The sequence below is a fragment of the Actinomadura sp. NPDC048032 genome, assembly GCF_040653175.1.
GTDB lineage: Bacteria > Actinomycetota > Actinomycetes > Streptosporangiales > Streptosporangiaceae > Spirillospora > Spirillospora verrucosospora.
The window spans coordinates 1-15,421 of sequence record NZ_JBEZJP010000165.1 but is presented as its reverse complement, the minus strand read 5'-3'; the positions used below and the strand labels follow the sequence as shown (position 1 = coordinate 15,421).

At 74.5% G+C, this 15,421-nt stretch carries 16 protein-coding genes; 12 read left to right on the top strand and 4 right to left on the bottom strand.

Translation table 11 applies throughout. The features are described 5' to 3' along the window. Positions 1 to 94: 94 nt before the first annotated feature. Complete coding sequence (locus AB0C69_RS21770) at positions 95 to 298, top strand: hypothetical protein (protein ID WP_360356217.1); 204 nt, start codon at positions 95 to 97, stop codon at positions 296 to 298. 3 nt (positions 299 to 301) lie between these two features. Next, positions 302 to 1,615 (top strand): hypothetical protein, encoded by a 1,314-nt coding sequence (locus AB0C69_RS21765; protein ID WP_360356215.1) that lies wholly within the window; start codon positions 302 to 304, stop codon positions 1,613 to 1,615. Between the two features lie 22 nt (positions 1,616 to 1,637). Here AB0C69_RS21765 and AB0C69_RS21760 read toward each other — a convergent pair whose 3' ends face one another. Then, a complete protein-coding gene (locus AB0C69_RS21760) occupies positions 1,638 to 2,162 on the bottom strand; it encodes a pyridoxamine 5'-phosphate oxidase family protein (protein WP_360356212.1) in 525 nt (174 codons plus the stop codon). A gap of 186 nt (positions 2,163 to 2,348) precedes the next feature. Here AB0C69_RS21760 and AB0C69_RS21755 point away from each other — a divergent pair, with 186 nt between their 5' ends. From AB0C69_RS21755 to AB0C69_RS21730, 6 genes are all read left to right on the top strand, one after another. Beyond that, a complete protein-coding gene (locus tag AB0C69_RS21755; protein WP_360356210.1) occupies positions 2,349 to 2,675 on the top strand; it encodes a PadR family transcriptional regulator in 327 nt (108 codons plus the stop codon). Further along, entirely contained in the window at positions 2,672 to 3,028 is a 357-nt protein-coding gene (locus AB0C69_RS21750; protein WP_353834893.1) for a DUF1048 domain-containing protein, read from the top strand. Before AB0C69_RS21755 ends, AB0C69_RS21750 begins: the two co-directional genes overlap by 4 nt. Before the next feature lies 1 nt (position 3,029). Continuing rightward, positions 3,030 to 3,356, top strand: a complete 327-nt coding sequence (locus AB0C69_RS21745) for a DUF1048 domain-containing protein (RefSeq protein WP_360356206.1) — start codon at positions 3,030 to 3,032, stop codon at positions 3,354 to 3,356. Positions 3,357 to 3,696: 340 nt separating this feature from the next. Continuing rightward, complete coding sequence (locus tag AB0C69_RS21740) at positions 3,697 to 5,913, top strand: HAD-IA family hydrolase (RefSeq protein ID WP_360356203.1); 2,217 nt, start codon at positions 3,697 to 3,699, stop codon at positions 5,911 to 5,913. An 88-nt stretch (positions 5,914 to 6,001) separates the two neighbouring features. Beyond that, positions 6,002 to 7,162 carry an epoxide hydrolase family protein gene (locus tag AB0C69_RS21735; RefSeq protein ID WP_360356201.1) on the top strand — a complete coding sequence of 387 codons (1,161 nt, stop codon included), beginning with the start codon at positions 6,002 to 6,004 and terminating at the stop codon, positions 7,160 to 7,162. A gap of 133 nt (positions 7,163 to 7,295) precedes the next feature. After that, positions 7,296 to 7,766 carry a TIGR03618 family F420-dependent PPOX class oxidoreductase gene (locus AB0C69_RS21730; RefSeq protein ID WP_353834896.1) on the top strand — a complete coding sequence of 157 codons (471 nt, stop codon included), beginning with the start codon at positions 7,296 to 7,298 and terminating at the stop codon, positions 7,764 to 7,766. Here the strand turns inward: AB0C69_RS21730 and AB0C69_RS21725 are convergent. Continuing rightward, positions 7,763 to 10,087: an excinuclease ABC subunit UvrA gene (locus tag AB0C69_RS21725; protein ID WP_360356199.1), complete on the bottom strand. Its 2,325-nt coding sequence runs from the start codon at positions 10,085 to 10,087 to the stop codon at positions 7,763 to 7,765. The two genes, AB0C69_RS21730 and AB0C69_RS21725, sit on opposite strands and share 4 nt — an antisense overlap. A 61-nt stretch (positions 10,088 to 10,148) precedes the next feature. On the opposite strand from AB0C69_RS21725, the gene AB0C69_RS21720 reads away from it, so the two are divergent. Both AB0C69_RS21720 and AB0C69_RS21715 read left to right on the top strand, forming a co-directional pair. Then, a complete protein-coding gene (locus tag AB0C69_RS21720; protein WP_360356196.1) occupies positions 10,149 to 11,153 on the top strand; it encodes a YafY family protein in 1,005 nt (334 codons plus the stop codon). Between the two features lie 60 nt (positions 11,154 to 11,213). Further along, positions 11,214 to 11,585: a VOC family protein gene (locus tag AB0C69_RS21715; protein ID WP_345186909.1), complete on the top strand. Its 372-nt coding sequence runs from the start codon at positions 11,214 to 11,216 to the stop codon at positions 11,583 to 11,585. Positions 11,586 to 11,598: 13 nt separating this feature from the next. Here AB0C69_RS21715 and AB0C69_RS21710 read toward each other — a convergent pair whose 3' ends face one another. Continuing rightward, complete coding sequence (locus AB0C69_RS21710; protein WP_360356193.1) at positions 11,599 to 12,975, bottom strand: cytochrome P450; 1,377 nt, start codon at positions 12,973 to 12,975, stop codon at positions 11,599 to 11,601. Between the two features lie 62 nt (positions 12,976 to 13,037). Between AB0C69_RS21710 and AB0C69_RS21705 the strand changes: the two genes are divergently transcribed. Then, positions 13,038 to 13,814, top strand: a complete 777-nt coding sequence (locus AB0C69_RS21705) for an IclR family transcriptional regulator (protein ID WP_360356191.1) — start codon at positions 13,038 to 13,040, stop codon at positions 13,812 to 13,814. A gap of 26 nt (positions 13,815 to 13,840) precedes the next feature. Here AB0C69_RS21705 and AB0C69_RS21700 read toward each other — a convergent pair whose 3' ends face one another. Continuing rightward, entirely contained in the window at positions 13,841 to 14,737 is an 897-nt protein-coding gene (locus AB0C69_RS21700; RefSeq protein WP_345186901.1) for a LysR family transcriptional regulator, read from the bottom strand. Positions 14,738 to 14,821: 84 nt separating this feature from the next. Between AB0C69_RS21700 and AB0C69_RS21695 the strand changes: the two genes are divergently transcribed. After that, positions 14,822 to 15,421 (top strand): aminotransferase class V-fold PLP-dependent enzyme (locus tag AB0C69_RS21695; RefSeq protein WP_360356188.1); only part of this gene is annotated, 600 nt, incomplete at its 3' end.

Genomic DNA, 15,421 nt, shown 5'->3' with positions numbered 1-15,421 from the left:
GAGGTGAGGCGCCGCGCTCGCGCTCCACCCCCTGCGTGTTCTGGCGGTCGAAGTCGAACCGGGCCCGAGCGAGCCCCGCACCGCGCAGCGCCGCGTGAAGGTCCCCCGCGGCGCCGCCGTCGAGATCACCGTCACCGGCGACACCGCCGACGAGTTCCACCTGCACGGCTACGACCGCGAGCTTGAGCTGCGCCCCGGAGCGACGGCCGTCCTGCGCTTCACCGCCGACACCCCCGGCGTGTTCGAGGCCGAACTGCACCACTCCGGCGCCCGCGTCCTCGAACTCCAGGTCGGGTGACCCGTGCACGTGCTCGCCCACGGGCTCGGCGGCCGCACCGACCTGCCCCTGGACGCCGTCGCCGCCATCACCGGCGGCGGCCTGGCCGTCGCGGCCACCTTCCTCGCCCTCACCGCCGCGTGGAAACGGCCCCGCCTCCACCCCGACGCCGGGCGCCCGCTGCCCCCCGCCCTCGCCCGCGCGCTGGACGCGCCCGCCCTCACCGCGGCCGGACGCGCCCTCGCACTGGCCGCGTCCGCCCTGGTCGTCGCCGTCGCGTTCGCCGGACCCGCCTCCGACGCCCGCAACCTCGCCCCGTGGGCACTGTTCGTGACGTTCTGGGTGGGCCTGGTGCCCGCCAGCGTCCTGCTCGGACCCGTGTGGCGCCGCGTCAACCCGCTGCGGACCCTGCACTCCGCGCTCTGCCGCGCCACCCGCACCCCGACGGCGGGACGGCGCCCCCTGCCCGCCCGGCTCGGCTACTGGCCCGCCGCCGCGTGGCTCACCGGATTCGTCTGGCTGGAACTCGTCGCCCCGCACCGCTCCGACCCGCGCCTGGTCGGCGCCCTCATCCTCGCCTACGCCGCCGCCAACCTGGCCCCCGCCTGGTGGTTCGGCCGCGACTGGTTCACCCGCGCAGACGGGTTCGAGGCCTACTCCAGCCTGCTCGCCCGCCTGTGCCCCGTCGGGCGGCGCGGCGACGGCGCCCTCGTCCTGCGCACCCCGCTCACCGGCCTGATGAAGGGCGACCCCGAACCCGGACTGACCGCGACCGCCTGCGTGCTGATCGGCTCGACCGGATTCGACGGCGTCACCCGCACCACCTACTGGCGCGACAACGTCGACCCCGCGAGCGTCCGCGCCGGAACCCTCGGCCTGGCCGCCGCCGTCGGCGCCGTCGCGCTGCTGTACGTGGCGGCGCTGCGGCTCAGCGCACGGCTGACCCGCCAGGACCCGGCCCTCCCGCACGACCGGTCCGGGCCCGCCCGGTTCGCCGCGACGCTGCTGCCGATCGCCCTCGGCTACACCCTCGCCCACTACTTCTCGTTCTTCGTCCTGGAGGGCCAGACCACGTTCATCCTCGCCAGCGACCCCTTCGGGACGGGACTGAACCTGCTCGGCTCCACCGGCAACCGCGTCGACTACGACCTCGCCGGACCCACCCTCGTCGCGCAGGTCCAGGTCAACGCCATCGTCCTCGGCCACATCGCCGGGACGATCGCCGCGCACGACCTCGCCCTGCGCGGCCCCGGCCCGGCCACGCGCGGGCAGCTGCCCATCGCCGCCGTCATGGTCGCGCTCACCTGCGCCGGCCTGTTCGCCCTGCTGAGCGGCTGACCGCCCGCGCCGCGCGCACCGCTCAGCGCGCGAACTTCCACCGCATCGCGCCGTAGGGCTCCACCGTCCCCACCGCGAACACCGTGTGGAAGGAGATCCGGTAGACCCACCATGGCGGCGGCCCCGCGCTCTGCGCGCTGTAGGGCGCGGTGAACGCCTCGCCCTCCACCCGCGCCGGCCACCCGCCGTCCCGGTACCCGGCCGCGACCGCCTCCAGGACCTCCGGGTCGGTGACGCGCCGGGCCTCGCCCTCCAGCACCACGTCCCCGACCGGCGTGCGGACCGAGACCGTGCACGCCGGGTTCGCCGCCAGGTTCCGCGACTTGCGCGTGCCGGGCCCGCTGACGACGTACAGGTCTCCGTCGTGCCACAGCGCGCCGACGCCCGCCGAGTGCGGGCGCCCGTCCGGGCCGGCCGTGCCGAGGAACACCGGCGTCTCGGGCTTCGGCAGCGCCGCCTTCAGCGCGTCGCGCACGCCGTCCCACGCCAGCTCTCCGGCCCCGTAGATGTCGAGGTCGCGCGCCTCGACGGGTTCGCGGTCGCTCATCGTCGTCCTCCCTCGTGAACCGCCTTCGAAAGGTAGACGGCGAGGCGGCCGCGAACTCATCGGCGCCCGGCCCCGGAGTCGCCGGAAGGGCGGGCCCGGCCGGGACGGGCACCTCCGCGCCACTACTAAGTGGTACTGTATAGTGGTACTCAGTACTACAAGGTACCTGGAGATCGAAGGCCCGCGATGGACGACCTGACGGAGATGTTGAAGGGCACGCTCGAAGGCTGCGTGCTGGAGATCATCGGGGGCGAGGAGACCTACGGGTACGCCATCACGCGCCGGCTGAACGATCTCGGCTTCACCGACGTCGTCGAAGGGACGGTCTACACCATCCTGCTGCGGCTGGAGAGGAACGGGCTCGTCCAGGTGACGAAACGACCCTCCGGGGTCGGTCCGCCGCGCAAGTTCTATGCGCTCAACGACGCCGGACGCGAGGAACTCGCGAAGTTCTGGGCGAAATGGCAGTACGTCTCATCACGCATCGACAGCCTCAAGGAGGGCGGGAGATGAGTTTCTGGGAGACCGTCACAGGCAGTGATCTCACCAGAGAATGGAAAGCGTTCGAAGTCCGGGCCGCGGCCCTGCCGGAGGACCACCGGGCGGCATGGGAACAGATCAAGGCGCACCTCTCCCCCCACTCGGACTTCACCGGCCGCAACCTGATGCCGATCCTCGACGCGGCCCTGGGGCTGCTGGAGGAAACCTCGGCGGACGGGCAGAGCGTCCAGGAGGTGCTCGGTGACGACGTCCGAGGCTTCTGCGCGGCGCTGGCCGGCGGAGAGGGTGCCCGCACCTATCGCGACCGGTGGCGCGAGCAGCTGAACAGGAACGTCGCGAGGAAACTGAGCCGGCTGGGAGGCTGACGTGAGCATTCAGGACGTCATCGAGGGCAAGCGGCAGTGGCGGGCGCACATGGCGCGGGTCAAGGCGCTCCCGCCGGACTATCGGATCGTCTACAAGGAGATGCAGAGGTACCTGTTCAAGGTCGGGCCGGTGGACCTGCCCGACGGGCCTCTGCTCCCGGGGATCGTCGACTTCTTCGAGGAGGGTGTCGCCGCGGGCAAGGGAGTCATGGAACTCATCGGCGACGACGTCGCCGCGTTCTGCGACGACCTGATCAAGGACTCTCCCACCTACGCGGAGATCTACCAGGAATCCAGGAGCGGAGAACCCGGCCCGGCCGGGAAGTAGCGCCCGGCCGGTACCGGCGGAGCTCTGCAATGGGTGAGCCGAGACAGGCGCTCGGGCCCCTGACCACCCCTGGCGGCAGCGGCTGCCAGACCCCCTCCTGGTCGGTGGGCATCACCCTGGTCGGCTTCCTCTGGTCGATGAAGCTGTTCAACCGCGACCCCACCCGCAGACCCGACCCGCCGACCGGGCCCACCGGGCCGCACAACACCCGAACGCGGCCCCGAGCACTTCCATTGAGCCACCGCTCGACCTCAAGGAGTAGCGGGCGCGTCCGGACTCTTGCCAGGGCCGCCCTCGAGGGCTTTATGCTCGCTGCACGAGTTTAATCAAGGAGGGCCTCGTGCGGCGGCAACGGATCGATCTCGCAGCGATCGAAGCGGTCCTGCTGGACATGGACGGCACTCTCGTCGACTCCGACGCCTCGGTCGAGCGCGCCTGGTCGATCTGGGCCGCGGAGCACGGCGTCGACCCCGGCGCGGTGCTCGCCATCGCCCACGGGAGCCCGGCGGCACATACGGTTCGGCGGCTGCTCCCCGGCCTCGGCGAGGACGGCGCCGCCGCGGCGGCGCAGCGGCAGCACGCCCTGCAGCACGAGGACTTGGCGGAGGTCACCGCGACGCCCGGCGCGCATGACCTGATCGCCGCGCTCGGCCGGCTCGGACTGCCGTGGGCCGTGGTGACCAGCGCCGACGGGAGGCTGGCCGAGGCACGCCTGCAGGCGGCGGGGATCGATCCGCCCCTCCTCCTCACCATCGACGACGTGGCGGTGGGCAAACCCGACCCCGAGGGCTACCTGGAGGCCGCGGCCCGCCTGGGGATCCCTCCGCCCGCCTGCCTCGTGGTGGAGGACTCCGAGCCGGGCCTGGCCGCCGGCCGGGCGGCGGGCATGCCGACCGCGGCGCTGCGGGGGCTGCCCGGCGGGCTGTCCCTGCCCGACCTGGGGCGGCTGGCCGATCTGCTGGAGCGGTCGCGGCTCCGGCCGTGGTGGCGCGACGCCGTCGGCTACCAGGTGTACCTTCCGTCGTTCGCGGACGGCAACGGCGACGGCTGGGGCGACCTGACGGGGGCGAGCGCGCACCTGGACCACCTGGCGCGCCTCGGGGTGGACGTGGTGTGGCTGACCCCCTTCTTCCGCTCGCCGATGCGCGACCACGGATACGACGTCGCCGACTACCGGGCCGTCGATCCCCGGTTCGGCGGGGAGGCCGCGCTGGACGGGCTGCTGGCGGAGGCGCACCGCCACGGAATGCGGGTGATCGGCGACCTGGTCGTCAACCACACCAGCGACGCCCACCCCTGGTTCGCCGCCGCCTCCTCTTCGCGGACGGACCCGCACCGCGAGTACTACATCTGGCGGGACCCGGCCCCCGGCGGCGGCCCGCCCAACAACTGGCCGTCCCATTTCGGCGGGCCGGCCTGGACGTTCAGCCCGGCGACCGGTCAGTACTACCTGCACCTGTTCCGCCCTGAACAGCCCGACCTCAACTGGCGCGACCCCGCGCTCGCGGCCGAGGTCGACGCGATCATCGAGTACTGGCTCGCGCGGGGACTGGACGGCTTCCGCGTCGACACGGCCGCCTACCTCGTCAAGGACGCGGAGCTACGGGACAATCCGCCGCTGCCCGCCGGCCGGCTCCTCCCGGCGCGGGGCGTGACGATGGACTGGCGCCGCCAGGAGCACCGTCATGACATCCACCAGCCCGATGTGCACGCCGTCCACGAGCGGTGGCGGCGCATCGCCGACCGGCACGACGCCCTCCTCGTCGGCGAAGTCTACGAACTCGACCCGCGGGCGCTGGCCCGTTTCGTCGAGGGCGAGCGGCTGCACTCGTCGTTCTGGTTCGGGCTGGTCGAGACCGGCTGGGACGCCGACCGGATCGACACCATGATCGAGGCCGCCGTGGCGGCGTCGCCGCGACTCTCGTGGGTCCAGGGCAACCACGACCGCTCCCGCGCCGCCACCCGGTTCGGGGACGGGCTCCGCGGCAGGCGCCGTTCACTCGCGCTCCACGTCCTGATGGCGCTGCTGCCTGGAACCTTCTGGCTCTACCAGGGCGAGGAACTCGGCCTGGGCGACGGGCGGGTCCCGCCCGGCCTCGGTGCCGACCCGCTGGGCGCCGCCCAGCCGGAGGAGAGCCGCGACGCCGCGCGCACCCCCATGCCGTGGCGGCCGGGTCCGGGACTGGGATTCACCACGGGGCGTCCGTGGCTGCCCGACGGCGCACGCGCTGACGGCGACACCGTGGCGAGGCAGCGAGACGACCCGGCATCCCACCTGAACACCGTGGGCCGGCTGCTGGCCACCCGACGCCGGCTCACCCGCCGGCTGGCCGCCACCGACGAGGTGACCAGGGCCGTGCTCGCCGCACCGGTGACCGCCTACCGCAGGGGAGCGCTCTGGGCCGTGGTGAACCTGCGCGACACCCCCGTGGCCGATGTCGACCTGCCCGCGCCGGCGGTGTTCGACACCGACGACCCCTCCGTCACGCCCGACCGGCCCAGGGTCGGCCGCGTCCGGCTCGCGCCCCAGCAGGCGCTCCTCCTCGCCGAAGGATGACCGGCACGACAACGCGCACGCCGAACGCGACGCCCCGGCCATGCACACCACCGATGTACACCACCCACACTCCGACGAGGAGGGCGGCATGGCCGACGACGTGATCCCCTTCCATCTCGACGTCCCCGAGTCCGTACTCGACGACCTGCGGGAACGGTTGAACCGCACGCGGTGGCCGGACGAGGAGACGGTCGACGACTGGTCCCAGGGCGTGCCCCTGGACTATCTGCGCGAACTGTGCCGGTACTGGGCCGAGGAGTACGACTGGCGGGCCACCGAGGCGCGCCTCAACGCGTTGCCGCAGTTCCGGACCTCCGTCGACGGCCTCGGGATCCACTTCCTCCACGTCCGCTCGCCGCACGAGGACGCGCTGCCGCTCGTCCTCACCCACGGCTGGCCGGGCTCGGTCGTGGAGTTCCTCAAGGTGATCGGACCGCTCACCGACCCGGCGGCCCACGGCGGCGACGCCCGCGACGCGTTCCACGTCGTCTGCCCGTCGCTGCCCGGCTACGGCTTCAGCGACAAGCCGGGCGACCCCGGCTGGGGCGTCGAGCGGATCGCCGCCGCCTGGATCCGCCTGATGGCTCGCCTCGGCTACGACCGGTACGGCGCGCAGGGCTCCGACTGGGGCACCACCATCACCACACTGATCGGCCGCCAGGATGCGGAGCACCTGGCCGGCATCCACCTCACCCCGCCCCTCGCGGCTCCGGACCCGGCGACGTTCGACGACCTCACCGCCGGGGAGCGGGCCGCCCTGGCCTCGCTGGAGGAGGCCCAGCGGCGGGAGGACGGCTACTCGCTGGAACAGTCCACCCGGCCGCAGACCGTCGGCTACGGGCTCGTCGACTCCCCGGCGCTGCTGTGCGCCTGGATCATCGAGAAGTTCCGCTTCTGGACCGACTGCGACGGCCACCCGGAGAACGCGCTCACCCGCGACGAACTGCTCGACAACCTCATGTTCTACTGGCTGCCCGGGACCGGGGCGTCCGCCGCCCGTCTCTACTGGGAGAGCTTCCGGCAGGTGCAGCGGGTCTTCACCGCCGGCGCGACGGACCTGGTGACCGTGCCGACCGGGTGCTCGGTGTTCCCGAAGGAGAACCCCCGCCCCTCCCGGCGGTGGGCCGAGAAGCGCTTCACCGACATCCGGCACTGGAACGAGCCCGAGAAGGGCGGTCACTTCGCGGCGTTCGAGCAACCCCGGCTCTTCGTCGAGGAGCTCCGCGCGTTCTTCCGCCTCGTCCGCTGACCAGACCCAGGCGCCCCGGTCACCCGGCGCACAGCCGACAGACCGCGGACAACGCCACCGGCCCGGCCCCCGAGCCGCGAAGACGGCGGGGCGGTCGCGAACTCATCGGCGCCCGCTTCCTAGAGTTGCGGGCATGGCTCCTTCGATCGCCACCGCGAACCGCGTCGACCGCTCCGAACTGCTGGAGTTCCTGCGTCCCCGCCACCACGCGCTGCTGTCCACCGCCCGCGCCGACGGCCGGCCCCAGATGTCGCCGGTGACGTGCGGCGTCGACGACCAGGGCCGCATCGTCGTGTCCACCTATCCCGAGCGGGCCAAGGCCCGCAACGCCCGCCGCGACCCGCGCGTGTCGGTGTGCGTGCTGTCCGACGACTTCAACGGCCCCTACGTGCAGGTCGACGGCGCCGCCGAGGTCATCGACATGCCCGAGGCCGCCGACGCGCTCGTCGACTACTACCGCTGCATCGCCGGGGAGCACCCCGACTGGGACGAGTACCGGGAGGCGATGCGCCGCCAGGACAAGTCCCTGATCCGCGTCACCATCGAGCGGTGGGGGCCGATCGCGACCGGCGGCTTCCCGGCCCGCCTGGTCCCCGACAACTAGCGGCGCGCCGCGGCCCGCCCGGGCAGGCCGCGGCGCAGGAACTCCGCCGTGACCGAGGACGGCTCCTCCAGCAGCGCGGCGGGGGTGCCGGCGAACACGACCTCGCCGCCGTGCCGGCCCCCGCCGGGCCCGAGGTCGACCACCCAGTCGGCGTGCGCGACCACCTGGAGGTCGTGCTCGACGACGATGACGGTCCCGCCGCCGTCCACCAGCCGGTCCAGCAGCGCCAGCAGCGCCCCGACGTCGGACATGTGCAGGCCCGTCGTGGGCTCGTCCAGCACGTAGACCGTCCCGGGGCGGTGCAGCCGGGTCGCCAGCTTGATGCGCTGGCGCTCGCCGCCCGACAGAGACCCCAGCGGCCGCCCGAGCGTCATGTAGCCGAGCCCCGCCTCGTTGAGAGCGCGCAGCCGCGCGGCGATCGCGCGTTCGGACGGGTCGGCGTCCCCGGCGGCGTCCCCGGCGGCGTCCCCGGTGCAGAACGGCAGTGCCTCCTCGGCGGTCATCGCCAGGACGTCCACGATCGTGCGGCCGCGCAGCGTGTGCGCGAGGACCTCGGGGCGGTACCGGCCGCCCCGGCACGCCCGGCACGTGGTGGTGACCGGGTCCATGAACGCCAGGTCGGTGACGATGACGCCGTTGCCGTCGCACTCGGGGCACGCGCCCTTGGAGTTGTGGCTGAACAGCGCCGCGTCGGCGCCGCTCGCCCGCGCGAACAGCCGGCGCAGCGGGTCCATCACGCCGACGAACGTGGCGGGGCTGGACCGGCGGGACGCCGCGATCGCCGACTGGTCCACCACGACGGCGCCGGGGTGCCGCGCGGCGAACTCGTCCATGACCAGGGTGCTCTTGCCCGAACCGGCCACGCCGGTGACCGCCGTGAGCACGCCGGCGGGGAACCGCACCGTCACGTCCTTGAGGTTGTGGGTGCGGGCGCCGGTCACCTCCAGCCATCCGCCCGGCTCCCGGAACGCGTCCTTCACCCGCACCGCGCGGCCCAGCGCCCGCCCGGTCGGGGTCGCGGCCGCGCGCAGCCCCGCGACCGTGCCGGTGAACACGACCTCGCCGCCGTGCACGCCCGCGCCGGGCCCCATGTCGACCACGTGGTCGGCGACGGCGATCACCGCCGGGTCGTGCTCGACCACCAGCACGGTGTTGCCCTTGTCGCGCAGCCGCAGCAGCAGCGCGTTCAGCCGGTCGACGTCGCGGGGGTGCAGGCCCGCGCTCGGCTCGTCGAAGATGTAGGTCATCCCGGTCAGGCTGGACCCCAGGTGCCGGACGACCTTGAGCCGCTGCGCCTCCCCGCCCGACAGCGTGCGGGTCGGCCGGTCCAGGGACAGGTAGGACAGGCCGATGTCGGTCAGCCGCCGCAGCCGCGCGGCGGCCTCCCCGGCGACCCGCGCGGCGACCGGGTCGGTGATCTCGCCGAGCGCGGCGACCAGGTCCCCGACCTCCATCCGAGACATCTCGGCGATGGTGCGGCCGCCGACGCGCGAGGCCAGCGCCGTCGCGTTGAGCCGGGCTCCGCCGCAGGCCGGGCAGGTCTGCTCGCGCACCACGCGGCGGGCCGCGTCGCGCACCTTGGGCGGCAGGGACGCCAGGTCCCGCTTGAGGTAGAGGCGCTGGAACCGCTCGATCACGCCCTCGTAGGCGTTGTGGCCCATCGACCCGGTCCGGTTGCGGCGCGGCACCCGGAACCCCTTGCCGTGCAGGAGCAGGTCCCACTCCTCGGGGGTGAAGTCCCGCAGCGGCTTGTCGGGGTCGAACAGGCCCGACTCGGCGTAGAGCTGCCACACGAACGTCCCCACGCCGAACGGCGGGAAGTCGACGGCGCCCTCGTTCAGCGACCGCCCGGTGTCCAGGAACCGGTCCAGGTCGACCCGCGCGACGTGCCCGAGGCCGTCGCATTCGGGGCACATGCCGCGCGGGTCGTTGAAGGAGTAGGCGGCGGCCTCGCCGGCGCTCGGCGTGCCGTGCCGGGAGAACAGGACGCGCAGGACGGGGGAGATGTCGGTGATGGTGCCGACCGTGGAGCGGGCGTTGCCGCCGATCGGCCGCTGGTCGACCACGACCGCCGGCGCGAGGCGGTCGATGACGTCGGCGTCGGGCCGCTCGCGGCGGGGCATCCGGTCGCGGGCGAACCAGCTGAGCGTCTCGTTCAGCTGCCGCTGCGACTCCGCCGCGACCGTCCCGAACACGATCGACGACTTGCCCGAGCCCGACACCCCGGTGAACACCACGAGCCGGTTCTTGGGGATGCGCAGCGAGACGTCCTTGAGGTTGTTGTTCCTGGCGCCGGCGATGACGATGTGGTCCCCGTTCATGACCGGAACGCTAGGTGGCAAAGAGGCCAGATTCTGACCGCATTCGCCGCATACTGGGGTCATGTCGTCCGAACGCCTGCTGCGGCTGCTGTCGCTGCTGCAGACCCGCCGCGAGTGGAGCGGCCCGGAGCTGTGCGAGCGCCTGTCCGTCAGCCCCCGCACCGTCCGCCGCGACATCGAGCGGCTGCGCGGCCTCGGGTACCCCGTGCACGCCACGCTCGGCGCGGCCGGCGGCTACGTCCTGGAGGCCGGGGCCGCGATGCCGCCGCTGCTGCTGGACGACGAGGAGGCCGTCGCGATCGCCGTCGGGCTGCGCGCCGCCACCGGGGGAGCGGTCGAGGGCATCGCCGAGGCGTCCGTGCGCGCCCTGGCCAAGCTCGAACAGGTCCTGCCCGCGCGGCTGCGGCGCCGCGTCACCGCCCTGCACGCCGCCACCACCACCCTGGGCTCCCCGCCCGCCGGGCCGGTCGCGGCCCCCGAGACCCTGACGGTGCTGGCCGCGGCGTGCCGCGACCACGAGCGCGTCCGCTTCGCCTACCGCGGCGCCGACGGGCGGGAGACCCGGCGCCTGGTCGAGCCGCACGGCCTGGTGTCGGCGGGGCGGCGCTGGTACCTGGTCGCGTTCGACACCGTCCGCGACGACTGGCGGGTCTTCCGCGTCGACCGCGCGTCCTCCCCGCTGCCGACCGGCGTGCGCGTCGCGCCGCGGGAGCTGCCCGCCGCCGACACGGGCGAGTTCGTCACCCGCTTCTTGGCGGGATCGGATCCGGCGACGCGGGCGGTGCTGCTCGTGCGCGCGTCCGCGCGGGAGCTGGCCGACCGGTTCCGCGTGGCCGAGAACGAGATCGAGCCGGTCGACGACCGCACCTGCGTGCTGCGCACCTCCGCCGACTCGCTGGAGTGGACGGCGCTGCGCATCGCCTACCTCGACATCGACTTCGAGATCCGCGAACCGGCCGAGCTGCGCGACCGCGTGGCGGCCATGGCCGAGCGCCTGGCCCGCGCCGCCGGGCCGGGGCGCCTCACCGGCCCGGCGGCTTCGCCTCGGAATGATCGCTGTACCTGACAGAAGATGTCAGCTTCCCCTGGGAGCCTGGGGGCACACCGATCACGAAGGAGCCGATAGATGCCCGGTATCGCGGAGTTCGTCGCCGTCAGCCTCGACTGCCCGGAGCCGCCCGCCCTCGCCGCGTTCTACGCCGCGGTGACCGGAGGCGAGATCACCTACGACACCCCCGAGGCCGCCGCCGTCAAGCTGCCCAACGGCATGGACGTCTACTTCCAGGGCGTCGCCGGGCACCGGCCGCCCACCTGGCCCGAGGGGGAGCGGCCCCAGCAGTTCCACCTCGACTTCTACGTCGACGACCTGGACAAGGCCGAGGAGACCGTCACCGGCCTCGGCGGGGCCAGGCCCGACTTCCAGCCCGGCGGCGACCGCTGGCGCGTCCTGACCGACCCGGCCGGGCACCCCTTCTGCGTCTGCCTGCGCCAGAACTAGCCGGAGACCCGGACTAGCCGAGCACCCGCACCGGCACGCCGCCGCGCGGGCGCATCGCGGTCACGCTCGTCGGCGTGGCGACGGGGGAGACCAGGGACAGCCGCGTGCGGCGCAGCAGGCACGCCAGCATCGTCTTGATCTCCACCGTCGCCAGCGTCGAGCCGATGCAGCGGTGCGGGCCGCCGCCGAACGGAAGGTACGTCGCGGGGGTGGTGGGGCGGTACAGCTCCGAGGACCGGTCCCACCGCTCGGGCAGGAACCGCCCCGCCTGCGGCCACACCTCCGGCATCCGGTGGGTGACGAACGGCGAGTAGAACACCATCGCCCCCGCCGGGACCCGGTGCCCGCCGTAGGAGAAGTCCTCGACCGGGACGCGGGCGCTGAGCACGGCGGGCGGGAACAGCCGCAGCGTCTCGTTCACCACCCCGTCCAGGTACTCCAGCGCGGGCAGGTCGGCGGCCTCGACCGGCCGGTCGCCGACCACCTCGGCCACCTCCCGCCGCGCCCGCTCCTCGGCCCGCGGATGGGCCAGCAGCGCGTGCACCGCCCACGCCATCGCCGCGCTGGTGGTGTCGTACCCGGCCGAGATCAGGCTGATGACCTGGTCCTGGAGCTCCTGGCGGGTCAGGCCCGCGCCGTCCTCGTCGCGCGAGGACAGCAACATGCCCAGCACGTCATCGTACTCGCCGCCCTCGCGCAGCCGCCGCTCGATCTCCTCGTCCACCCGCCGGGCGACCAGCGCCCGCGACGCCGCGACGCGCCGCATGTAGGGGTTGGGCACCGACCGCAGCACCATCTGCAGCACGAAGTTGCGGTCGACGGCCGCGAGCGCGACCTGCAGGCGCCGCCCGATCACCTCGCTGTCGGCGGCGAGCCGGTCGCCGAACAGCACCTCCACCGTGCTGCGGCGGATCACCGCGCGCAGCTCGGCGTAGGCGTCCAGCGTCCGGCCGGGGCGCCAGGACTCCAGCGCCGCGTCGGTGTTGGCCGCCATCCGCGCCACGTACCCGGCGACGCGCCGGTGGTGGAAGGCCGGCTGGACGAGCCTGCGCCGCCGCCGGTGGTCGGCGCCGTCGCTGACGATCAGCGCGGTCTCCCCGTTCACCGGCACCAGCAGGTCGAACGCCTCCCGCCAGCGGAACAGGCCGGAGTTGGCGAACACGAACGCGTTGGCGTCGGGGCCGAACAGGTGCACGAACGGCATCCGGCGCGTCCCGACGACGGCGACCGGGCCCGCCTCGGCGTACAGGCGCAGCAGGCTCGCGCACGGGTTCCTCGTGAACCCGATCCCGTGCCGGACCGTCAGCGACGGCGAGGGGCCCCGCGCCCTCCCGCCCGCCGTGCGGGCCTTGGGGGGACGGGGCGCGCGTACCGGGGTGTCGGGTGCCACGCGCCCCACTATCGCACGCCCCCCGCCGTCCCGGCGCCGGGCGCGGTGGGAGGATGGGACCCGTGACGGACGACCGCGCGGAAGGGACGCCCCAGCCCAGGCCGGGCACGCAGACGGTGGACCGCTCCGTGGCGGTGCTGCGGTCCTTCGAGGACGCCGCCCGGCAGACCCCCACCGAGATCGCGCACCGCCTCGGCCTGTCGGTCAGCACCGCGCACCGCATCGTGGGCGCCCTGCACGCCACCGGGATGCTCGCGCAGGACCCCGCGACCGAGCGGTACTTCCTCGGCCCCACCACCGCCATCCTCGGCCGCCTGGCGCTGGAGCGGATGGGCTCGACCCTGCTGCAGCCCGAGCTGACCGCGCTGCGCGACGGGACGGGCGAGGCGGTCAGCCTCGGCGTGCGGGCCGGCGACGAGGTCGCGGTGCTGCTGCACCTGCCGTCGGTCCATCCGCTGCGCTACGACCAGCCGCCCGGCGACCGCGACCCGATCCACGCGTGCGCGACGGGCAAGGCGCTGCTGGCCTTCGACGGCGACCCCGTCGCGATGGAGGAGCCCTACGCCCGCCACACCTCCGCCACCCTCACCACGCGCGCCGAGCTGGAGGCCGACCTGCGGGGCGTCCGCGAACGCGGCTACTCCGTCAACGACGAGGAGCGGCTGGCCGGCGTCCGCGCCGTGGCCGCGCCCGTCCGCGACGGCGGCGGGCGCGTGTTCGCCGCCGTCGCGCTGCAGGGCCCCTCGGTGCGGTTCGGCGACGACCGGATGCCCGCCCTGGCCGAAGCGGTGAAGGCCGCCGCGAGCCGCCTCACCGACCTGCACCGCCATCTGTCCTGACCGCCCACCCGTCCTGACCGCTGCGGCTAGCCCGTCGCGCCGGAGGCGGCGGCCAGCTCGTCCAGCAGCGCCGCCACCGCGGGCGGCCGCGGGCCCGCGGCGACGACCGCGCTGACGCGGCGACTCCCGACGCCGCGCACGTCGGGCAGCGCCACGCCCGGCTCGGTGTGCAGGGCGAGCGCCAGCGCCGGCAGCGTCGTCACGGCCAGCCCCCGCGCGACCAGCCGCTGGACCGCGACGTGGTCCTCGGTGGCGAAGGCGATGTCGGGGGTGAACCCGGCGCGCGCGCACGCCCACCGCAGATGGTCGCGGCACCGCGCGCAGCCCGACGCCCACGTCTCCCCGGCCAGGTCCTCCAGCCGCGGCCGCTCCGCCGACGCCAGCGGATGCGCCGCCGGGACCAGCAGCCGCAGCGGGTCCTCGCACAGCACGACCTCCCGGAACCGCGCGTCGGTCTCGGGCGGCACGGACGCGTGCCGGAACACCACCGCGACGTCGGCCTCCCCGGCGCGCAGCAGCGCCAGCGCCTCGGGCGGCTCGGCGTCCACCAGGGTCACCGACACTCCCGGCGCGCGGGCGCGCAGCCGGACCAGGGCGTCGGGCATCAGACCGCCCGCCGCCGTGGGGAACACCGCGGCCCGCACCCGGCCGGCGCGCAGCCCGGCGATCGCGGCGATCCGCTCCTCGGCGTCGCCCATGCGGGCCAGCACGTCCTCGACGTGCTCGACCAGGACCCGGCCCGCCTCGGTCAGCCGCACGCCCCGGCCGTGCCGCACCACCAGCGGGGTGCCGACCTCGGCCTCCAGGCGCGCGATGTGGTGCGACACCGCGGGCTGGGTGTAGGCCAGGGAGCGGGCGGCGGCGGTCATCGACCCGAGCCGCGCCACCTCGCGCAGGATCCGGCCGCGATGCAGGTCCAGCATCGCCGCAAGGTATCAACGCCACTGATGGGACGCCAAGAAAACCGTACTTTGTGCTATGGCCCGGCGATGCCCCACGATCGGGACATGGCCCTTTCCCTGCCGCAGGCGCAGCGCGAGTTCGGCGCCGGCGTCGCCTTCCTCAACACCGCCACCTACGGGCTGCCGCCGCGCGCCGCGCACGAGGCGATGCTCGCCGCCGAACGCGACCGGGCGTCCGGGGTGCTGGACCCCGGCGCGCTGGACGAGGCGGTCACGCGCTCCCGGGAGGCGTTCGCGCGGCTGCTGGGCGTCCCGGCGGACCGGGTCGCGTGCGGCCCGCAGGTGTCCTACTTCACCGGGCTGGTCGCGGCGTCGCTGCCCGCCGGCGCCGAGGTCCTGGTCGCCGACGGCGACTTCACCTCGCTGCTGTTCCCGTTCGCCGCCCGCCCCGACCTGAGCGTCCGGTCGGTCCCGCTGGAGCGGATCGCCGAGCACGTCGGCGCGGGCACCGCCCTGGTCGCGGTGTCGGCGGTGCAGTCCGCCGACGGCCGCATCGCCCCCATGGACGAGATCATCGGCGCCGCCCGCGCGCACGGCGCCCGCATCCTGCTGGACGCCACCCAGGCCGCCGGATGGCTGCCGCTGCCCGCCGACCGCGTCGACTGGCTGGTCGCCGGCGGCTACAAGTGGCTGCTCGGCCCGCGC